Source organism: Nocardia brevicatena NBRC 12119 (genome assembly GCF_000308495.1).
GTDB lineage: Bacteria > Actinomycetota > Actinomycetes > Mycobacteriales > Mycobacteriaceae > Nocardia > Nocardia brevicatena.
This window is the reverse complement of sequence record NZ_BAFU01000211.1, coordinates 1-7,147: the sequence shown is the minus strand read 5'-3', so window position 1 is coordinate 7,147 and position 7,147 is coordinate 1. Positions and strand designations below refer to the sequence as shown.

The following is a 7,147-nucleotide window of genomic DNA, read 5'->3' as shown; positions in this document are numbered from 1 at the left end:
GACCCCTGGATCTGCGGTGGCTATGGCTCGTCCCGCCCGCACTGGTGGTCTTCCTGCTGCTCATGCTGCTGTGACCCTCCCGCTGGACCGGGCGGTCTCACCGGAGGGTCACGGGTGGCGGTCGATATCCATGCGCTGGTGCAGAATCCGCACCACATCGATCACGCCGTCGTCGGTGATTCGGTAGTACAGGGTGTGTGATCCGGCGGCCAGGCGCCGGTAGCCGGGACGGATGTCGTCGCAGGCGCGGCCGATGGTCGGGTTCGCCGCCGCGCGTTCGATGGCGCGTTGCAGCTCGCGCAGGATACGCCTCGGCCTGGTCGATATCCCAGTGCTCGCAGGTGTAGTCGAAGATGTTTTCGAGGTCGGATTGGGCTGCGGGAGAGAGCAGGTACCGGCTCACCGGCGGCCCGGCTCACCGGCGCGCTTGCGGGCGAGGAAGGCATCGAAGTCGAACGGCGTCGACGAACCGCTGCGTTCACCCTCGACCAGGGCCTGCCGCAGTGCACGCAGGTGGGTCTCGTGATCCTCGAGCAGGCGCAGGGCCGAACGCACGACGTCGCTGGCCGAGCGGTAGCGACCCGAGGCCACCTCGGCCTCGATGAAGGCGCTGTAGTGCTCGTCCAGGCTGAAGGACGTGTTCTTACCCATGCCCCGAGGATACCAATTTTTGGTATCTGGAGCCTGATGGATCTGGAGGACCCCGCAAAGAGCAACGCTAGGCGATTTGGTCATCACTCCGAGCGTTGTGGTGGATGTTCTGAGTTGCGAGGCTCCCGGTTCGGCGGGTCCGCGGGAACGAACGGCGCCGAGGATCCCGGATGCGCGGCTGTCTCGCCACCCGATGTGTTCCGGGGGCCCTACCGTGTCAGCATTACGTTTTCAACTCACCCTCTTGTCCGAGGTGGCAGGGCTGGTGCACCCCTCTCCCCTACCTTCTGCGGTCATGCACACGAAAGATCACCGCAGAACCCCGGTCTCCCTGCACCCGCCCGGAACGGGTGCGACCCGGGCAATGAGCCTTTTCGCCTTGCTCTCCTTGCGCGGCCACGAGATCTCGGTGGCAAGCGGGCAGCGCCCGCGCGGCAGCACTTCCCCAGAGATCCTCGGCGATCCCCCCTGGCTCGCCTGCCGCTGCACCGAAACCCACCCGACCGGGTCCCGGACGACCCGCCGGGGTGGAAAACCGCCACCGCGCCACCCGCCACGACGTGGGCCGCATCCAGCGGGGTGAGCAACGCGCTGATAGTAGCCATGTACTTAATAGCCATGTACATTATCTGGTTATGAGAGCTGAACCGACGCCTGGATACCTGGTCTGGCGGTTATCGATGAAATGGCGGGTTGCCGTGGATCGGACGCTCGCGCCGCTCGGACTGACTCACGCCCACTACGTATTGCTGTCCTCGCTGTATGGCATGGAAACAGCCGGGCAGCGGCCGACGCAGCGAGAACTCGCCGATCACACCGGTCTGGAGGCGCTGTACACATCCAAGTTGGCCCGTGCTCTCGACGCAGGTGGCTTGATCCGGCGTGACCGCGACCCCGCAGATCCCCGGGCCATTCGGCTGGCTCTCACCGATCGCGGTCGTGAAGTCGCACAGCCGGCGATCACCAAGGTGGCCGAGTTGCTCGACCAGCTGATGATGCCATTGGGCGGCCGTGCCGACGCACGGGCCGAAACGTTCGTCCAAAATCTGGAGACGCTGCTCCGCGCTCCTTTCGACCAGTAAAGGAACCTCACATGCCCGAAATCGAGGTGCTCGACTCCGTCATCCACTTTCAAGAGTCCGGAATCGGCACGCCGTTCGTTTTTCTGCACGGCAACCCGGGTTCGTCCCACCTGTGGCGTGAAATTCTGCCACGTGTAGGAGCCGGCCGGCTGCTTGGGCCCGACCTCATCGGCATGGGGCGATCCGGCAAACCCGACATCGCGTATACCTTCGACGACCACGCGCGTTACCTGGACGAATGGTTCGACGCGATGGCGTTGGACCGTGTCGTGCTGGTCGGCCACGACTGGGGCGGGGCATTGGCGTTCGACTGGGCAGCCCGCCATCCGGAGCGAGTTCTCGGCATTGCTTTTCTGGAGAGCATCGTCAAGCCGATGTGTTGGGACGAACTGACGCCGCAGGCACGGGCACGGTACGAGAAGATCCGCGGTGCCGAAGGCGAGGAACTGTATCTCGACCAAGACTTATTCGTTCGACAGGCATTCACCGGTGGCGTGCTCACTCCGGTGAGCGAACAAGACCTCGAGGCTTACCTGGCCCCATTTCCTACCCGCGAGAGTCGACGGCCGATACTGGCCTGGGCCCGGCAGATTCCCCTCGGTGGCACACCTGCCGAGCTCGTCGCACGGATCGAGGCGTACGACGCGTGGCTGGCGGCCAGTCCTCGAGTTCCCAAGCTCTTGATGACGTTCGAAGGATCGCCGACGTTGCTCATCACCGAGGCGATGGCGGATTGGTGCGCGCGCCACATTGCGTCGCTGGAGATCGTCGACTGCGGCAAAGCTGGGCACCACGCGCCCGAGGACCGTCCCACCGAAATCGCCGCCGCCGTCTCCGCCTGGGCGGACAGCCACAGCCTGCGTTGAACCGTGGCGTCGGCTCTCGCGCCTTCCGCCCCTCGCACCCCGAATCCACCAGGCAGGACCCTATGTACACACACTCGTGCCGTTTCGTCCTCTCCGTCCTCGCATCCGTATCGGTACTGACCGGCTGCGATGCAGCGGCGACGCCACAGCAGCCCACCCACAGCACAGGAGCCCCGACCGTGACAACCCAGACCAACACCCCGGGCATGCTCAACCCCCGTATCGTCGGCCAAGCAGAGAACGCCCACCGCGCGGTTCTGGACCGCGAACTGGCCGGTACCGGTGTCGATTACGAGCAATGGGTCGCGCTGATGCTCACCTCGGCCGCAGGCGCTCCCATCGATCGACAACGACTTGTCGGGGAGGCCGCCCAAGGGCTGAAAGACCCTCAAGCCGCCGACAGCGCGGTGAACGCGTTGATCGGAATGAACCTGCTCAACCCGGTGGCCGGCCAATCGAAGCTGTTGAGCCTGACCGACGCGGGCCGCGCACTTGTGGCCAGAGTCAGCAAGTCCACAAACGACATCCTCGCGCGCGCCTACGCGTCGGTGCCCGCTGGAGACCTGGCGACGACCGGACGGGTACTCACCACAATCACCGGGCAACTCGACCAGGAACTCGCCCGCAAATAACGGGCTCACCACGACACTCGCGGCGCGGCCATACACCGACCGGCCGGGTGCGGGTGTAACCGGAAGGAGCGGGTATGACCTTGGATTTCCCAGCGACCAACCCGTACGGCACCCCTCGCACCTGACCAACAATCCAGGTCCGCGTCCGGCCATCCCGGCACGGCCGGCGCTGTCGGACCTGCGTGATTCAGGCACTATCGCCCATATCGCCGATCTGGTGATCCTGATCGAGCGGCCCGACTTGTGGGAGCGCGACCATCCCCGCGGCGGTGAGGTCGACCTGATTGTCGCCAAGCACCGCTTCGGGCCTACAGCCACTATCAGGGTCGCTCATCAGATGCACCTGTGCCGCTTCGTCGACATCGCCGCCTTCCCCTCCTCCTCGAACGACGACCAAAAGTAGTAGCGACAGCTGAACCGGCTCGACCTCGGCGCCGGACACGGTGATGGAGATGATCGAAGCAGGGCTGGCCAACCGGGGGTGCCGGTAAGGATCGTGTCACCGGCCGCAAACAGGCAATCGTGATGCGGCGGAAAGGTTTGCGGTGTGGTTTCCGGTCGTGGTGAGGGAGATGGACCAGGATGAGCTGATCGACCGTTGGACGCTCATGGGTGACGAGTTGGAGCTGGTGGGTGCAAACGTGGCGTGACGCGGTTGGGGTTCGCGTTGTTGTTGCGGTTCTACACCGAGCGGGCCGATTCCCGCGCGGCCGGGGTGAGATCCCCGATGTCGCGGCGACGTACGCGGCCGCCAGTCCGCGGCCGAGATGACCGGGTTGGAGTGCGCGCTCGACACCGACGCGAACACAAGGATCAACACGCCCGGACCGAACACGGTCGCGGTCGAGTTCTCCAGTAGCTGCAACCCGACATCACGCGGCGAGAGCCGCTGGGCGGCCATGCCGGAACCGACCACGACCGCGACCAGCACACCGGCCCCCACGAACTCGGCCACCAGCCGCCGAACCGGCGACGGCTCGGTCACCCGGCCGCCGCGTCGGCGGCCTCCTGGTCGCCGGGGGCGCAGGCGCAGCCGCCCCTCGGGTCGGCGGTCAGCGGGTCTGGGCTGGTGCCGAATACCTCGGAGTCGGCGAGCATGGTGTAGACCTCCCACTGTTCCCCGGCCGGACCGGTGACCCACACCTTGTCCTGGGTCGCGAAGCAACAGGTGGTGCCGATCTGCTCGGTGGTGAACATCCCGGCCTCGGTCAGTGGCACGATCTCGCCGTGCACCTCCTTGCTGGAGTCGACCTTCACGCCTAGGTGGTTGAGGCTGCCGCCCTTGCCGGGGTTCTCGATCAACACCAGCTTCAGCGGCGGCTGCGCGATGATGAAGTTGGCGTAGCCGGGCTCGAGCTTTGCGGGTTCGGGGGTCCGGGAACATCGGCGAGAAAAGTCACGCTAACGACTTGATCCGCTATTGGGATCGAGACGTGCCGGCCTGGGGAGGCGGGCGGTTACCGGGTGGCGTCGCGGTCAGAGACCAGGGCGGCGATGGCGGGGTAGCTCTGGGCGAGGGTGTGGCGGTGGGGGACTGTTCCGGCGGCGGGTCGGCGGACCGAACGGGCGACGGAACAGTCCCCCACCGCCACGCAGAGCGACGAACATGGATGATCTGACGCTTTCGATGCCGTGATCGGTCAGCGTATGGACAAGGGCGGGATGTTGCACAAAAGGGCGGGTCAGTCCGCATCCGGGAGTCTTTCCAGGCTGTCGCGATCATGCTCCACCATGTAGTTGAGCACCTTCGTGATCGCTGGAATGCCGGGTTGTCGGACGATGACCAGATCGCGACATGTGAAGTAGGCGCCGTTCAGGTATTCCCCGGATTTCTGCCACCGTTTCATGATCGTTTCGATCTGATCGGGCGTTATGACCGTCACGGATCGTCGGGAGCCGTCGTCGAGCGTCAGTATCGCGTCGACGTTTTCGACCGTGTCGGGGTTGTCTTCCGCACCCAGCAGGAACTCTACGGTGAACGTGTCCGACACGATTTCGCGATACGGGTCATCGGGCATAGAGTTCCTTCAGTCTGCGAGTCACGCGAGTCTCTTGATCCTTGTGGGTTTTTGCCACTATCACAACCTCGCCGTTCACGATACGGAAGTACAACCGTGCCCCGTTCTTTCCGCGAGCGTAACGGACGTCCGTCGGTACACCTCCGTCGCCCGTCAGCGTCTTCGTTCCGAGTCCGGGGTTGAAATTCCCCCTCGCCAGTTGCGCTTGCATGTGATCCATCTCTCGCTGGATCGCCGGATCCCTGCCGGCCTTTTCCGCGATCTTGGTCAGCAGTGGGTCATCGTGGATCACAGACCTGATGACGCCGGATGGAGGTGGCGCAGGGGCATCTCCGCCCGACCCGGGAAGGCCACGACTCTCGGTTGCGCCGAGATCCGGGGGTAATTTCGTCTGATCGACACGTTCGAGCTCGGAATTCCCCTCCTTCAGGTTCGACCCCACTGCCCTGGTCTGATCATGCAGGTGTTGCGCTCCCCGGATTCCGGCCTTGCTCACACGGTCGGCGGCCTCGACGAGCTTGTCTGTGGCCTCCTCCCGTCATCCAGACATACCCAAAACCCCGGCTCATGCGATCGAACAGCCCTTACGTTGTCGTACGATTCCGATCGTCGGCCTGGCGCGCAATCCCGCACGGCCGCGTAGCCGGGCCGTATTGCCGGCCACCGCTGCGGACTGGTCCACCTACGCAGCTATCCGAGCCCGCCAAGCCCCTCACATCCGTAACTGCTGAGGGAATACGGGCAGGTCAGATATGGGATGGCACCGACAGTAACTCCTTAGAGGTCGTCTCATGTGGACGGAAATAGTTGCACCGTATAGCCTGCTCGGTGATGGATGCTCTGGCTCGACGTATGGTTCCGGATGCCTTGTGGGACATTGCCGAACCACTGATTCCGAAGTTCGCTGCGCGTCGGCAGGGCGGTGGGACCGCGCCGGTCGATGACCGTGCGGTGTTGGTCGCGATCGTGTTCGTGTTGACCAGTGGATGTGCGTGGCGGCAGTTGCCGTCGTCGTTCGGGGTGAGCGTGCCGACGGCGCACCGTCGATTCTGCGCCTGGGCGGACGCGGGTTTCTTCGACCGATTACACCGGGAAGTGCTGGATCGGCTCGGTGCCGGTGGTGAGGTCAACTGGTCGGCGGCGATCGTGGATTCGGCGAGCGTGCGGGCCAAAAAGAGGGATCGCTGACCGGCCGTAATCCGGTCGATCGCGGCAAGGCCGGATCGAAGATCCATGTCCTGTCCGATGCGAATGGTCTGCCATTGGTTACCGCCGTGACCGGCGCCAACGTCCACGACAGCGTCATGCTGCGGCCGCTGGTGACAGCGATTCCGGCGATCAGGTCCCGGCGCGGCCCGCGCCGCCGCCGGCCCGAGCGGTTGCGCGCCGACAAAGGCTACGACTACCGCGTCCACCGACACTGGCTGCACTGCCGGCGCATCATCCCACGTATCGCCCGCCGCGGGATCGACGATTCCGCCCGGCTCGGTCGTCATCGATGGAAGATCGAACGCACCTTTGCCTGGCTCATCGGCTATCGCCGTCTGGCCATCCGCTACGAACGCCACGGACACCTCTTCGCGGCCTTTGTCGACCTTGCCACCGCGCTCATCTGCTACAAGAAACTCCCACATGAGACATCCTCTTATCGGTGTCAAAACTCGATCGGTTGATGAACACCTCCCGCTATGGGGAAACGCCAGTTCGATCGGGCCGGTGGGCTGTTCAAGAATGGTGTCGCCGTGAGCTGTTCAGGCGGCCCTACCTTTCTGATGTGCCCCCGGTCTTTCCGGAATGATCGGGGTGTGCACGCGGGGCAGGGATGGCTTTCAGGCTGGCTGCCATCGATGGCTCATATCGCTCGGCCCCCTGCCCCGCACCCTTGTTCCGACCGCTGA

9 protein-coding genes and 3 pseudogenes are annotated in these 7,147 nt (G+C 64.6%); 6 read left to right on the top strand and 6 right to left on the bottom strand.

All coding sequences use genetic code 11. The features are described from left to right. A partial coding sequence (locus ON20_RS38145) for a hypothetical protein (protein ID WP_218002628.1) occupies positions 1–201 on the top strand: 201 nt, incomplete at its 5' end. Here the strand turns inward: ON20_RS38145 and ON20_RS34985 are convergent. Continuing rightward, positions 109–403, bottom strand: a pseudogene (locus ON20_RS34985) (type II toxin-antitoxin system RelE/ParE family toxin). The gene ON20_RS38145 and the pseudogene ON20_RS34985 overlap by 93 nt on opposite strands. Further along, positions 400–651 carry a type II toxin-antitoxin system ParD family antitoxin gene (locus tag ON20_RS26350; protein WP_040839860.1) on the bottom strand — a complete coding sequence of 84 codons (252 nt, stop codon included), beginning with the start codon at positions 649–651 and terminating at the stop codon, positions 400–402. Before ON20_RS26350 ends, ON20_RS34985 begins: the two are co-directional and overlap by 4 nt. A 635-nt stretch (positions 652–1,286) precedes the next feature. Between ON20_RS26350 and ON20_RS26345 the strand changes: the two genes are divergently transcribed. The 4 genes from ON20_RS26345 to ON20_RS39270 all read left to right on the top strand — a co-directional run bounded on the left by ON20_RS26345 (position 1,287) and on the right by ON20_RS39270 (position 3,634). Next, positions 1,287–1,733 (top strand): MarR family winged helix-turn-helix transcriptional regulator, encoded by a 447-nt coding sequence (locus ON20_RS26345; protein ID WP_040839858.1) that lies wholly within the window; start codon positions 1,287–1,289, stop codon positions 1,731–1,733. Between the two features lie 11 nt (positions 1,734–1,744). Next, complete coding sequence (locus ON20_RS26340) at positions 1,745–2,599, top strand: haloalkane dehalogenase (protein WP_040839855.1); 855 nt, start codon at positions 1,745–1,747, stop codon at positions 2,597–2,599. 179 nt (positions 2,600–2,778) lie between these two features. After that, positions 2,779–3,231, top strand: coding sequence for a MarR family winged helix-turn-helix transcriptional regulator (locus ON20_RS39275; RefSeq protein WP_245547502.1), 453 nt, complete (start codon positions 2,779–2,781; stop codon positions 3,229–3,231). A 217-nt stretch (positions 3,232–3,448) separates the two neighbouring features. Next, positions 3,449–3,634, top strand: a complete 186-nt coding sequence (locus ON20_RS39270) for a DnaB-like helicase C-terminal domain-containing protein (protein WP_040839853.1) — start codon at positions 3,449–3,451, stop codon at positions 3,632–3,634. A gap of 348 nt (positions 3,635–3,982) precedes the next feature. Here the strand turns inward: ON20_RS39270 and ON20_RS39265 are convergent. The 4 genes and pseudogenes from ON20_RS39265 to ON20_RS36855 all read right to left on the bottom strand — a co-directional run. After that, positions 3,983–4,216: pseudogene (locus ON20_RS39265) on the bottom strand (aquaporin); the annotation flags it as partial. Further along, positions 4,213–4,599, bottom strand: a pseudogene (locus ON20_RS26320) (ArsI/CadI family heavy metal resistance metalloenzyme); the annotation flags it as partial. The pseudogenes ON20_RS39265 and ON20_RS26320, both read right to left, overlap by 4 nt. Before the next feature lie 314 nt (positions 4,600–4,913). Beyond that, positions 4,914–5,249: a hypothetical protein gene (locus tag ON20_RS26315; RefSeq protein ID WP_040839847.1), complete on the bottom strand. Its 336-nt coding sequence runs from the start codon at positions 5,247–5,249 to the stop codon at positions 4,914–4,916. Further along, a complete protein-coding gene (locus ON20_RS36855; protein WP_157229018.1) occupies positions 5,239–5,745 on the bottom strand; it encodes a hypothetical protein in 507 nt (168 codons plus the stop codon). Before ON20_RS36855 ends, ON20_RS26315 begins: the two co-directional genes overlap by 11 nt. A gap of 335 nt (positions 5,746–6,080) precedes the next feature. Between ON20_RS36855 and ON20_RS34970 the strand changes: the two genes are divergently transcribed. Then, positions 6,081–6,922 (top strand): IS5 family transposase gene (locus ON20_RS34970; RefSeq protein WP_245547501.1). Its coding sequence is split into 2 segments (ribosomal slippage): positions 6,081–6,425 and positions 6,428–6,922, totalling 840 coding nucleotides; the frame shifts between segments, so codons are not numbered across the junction. Positions 6,923–7,147: the final 225 nt, after the last annotated feature.

Excerpts from the sequence above, each read along its gene's own strand:
- ON20_RS26350 (WP_040839860.1), bottom strand. The coding sequence starts at position 651 with ATGGGTAAGAACACGTCCTTCAGCCTGGACGAGCACTACAGCGCCTTC.
- ON20_RS26345 (WP_040839858.1), top strand. The coding sequence starts at position 1,287 with ATGAGAGCTGAACCGACGCCTGGATACCTGGTCTGGCGGTTATCGATG.
- ON20_RS26340 (WP_040839855.1), top strand. The coding sequence starts at position 1,745 with ATGCCCGAAATCGAGGTGCTCGACTCCGTCATCCACTTTCAAGAGTCC.
- ON20_RS26315 (WP_040839847.1), bottom strand. The coding sequence starts at position 5,249 with ATGCCCGATGACCCGTATCGCGAAATCGTGTCGGACACGTTCACCGTA.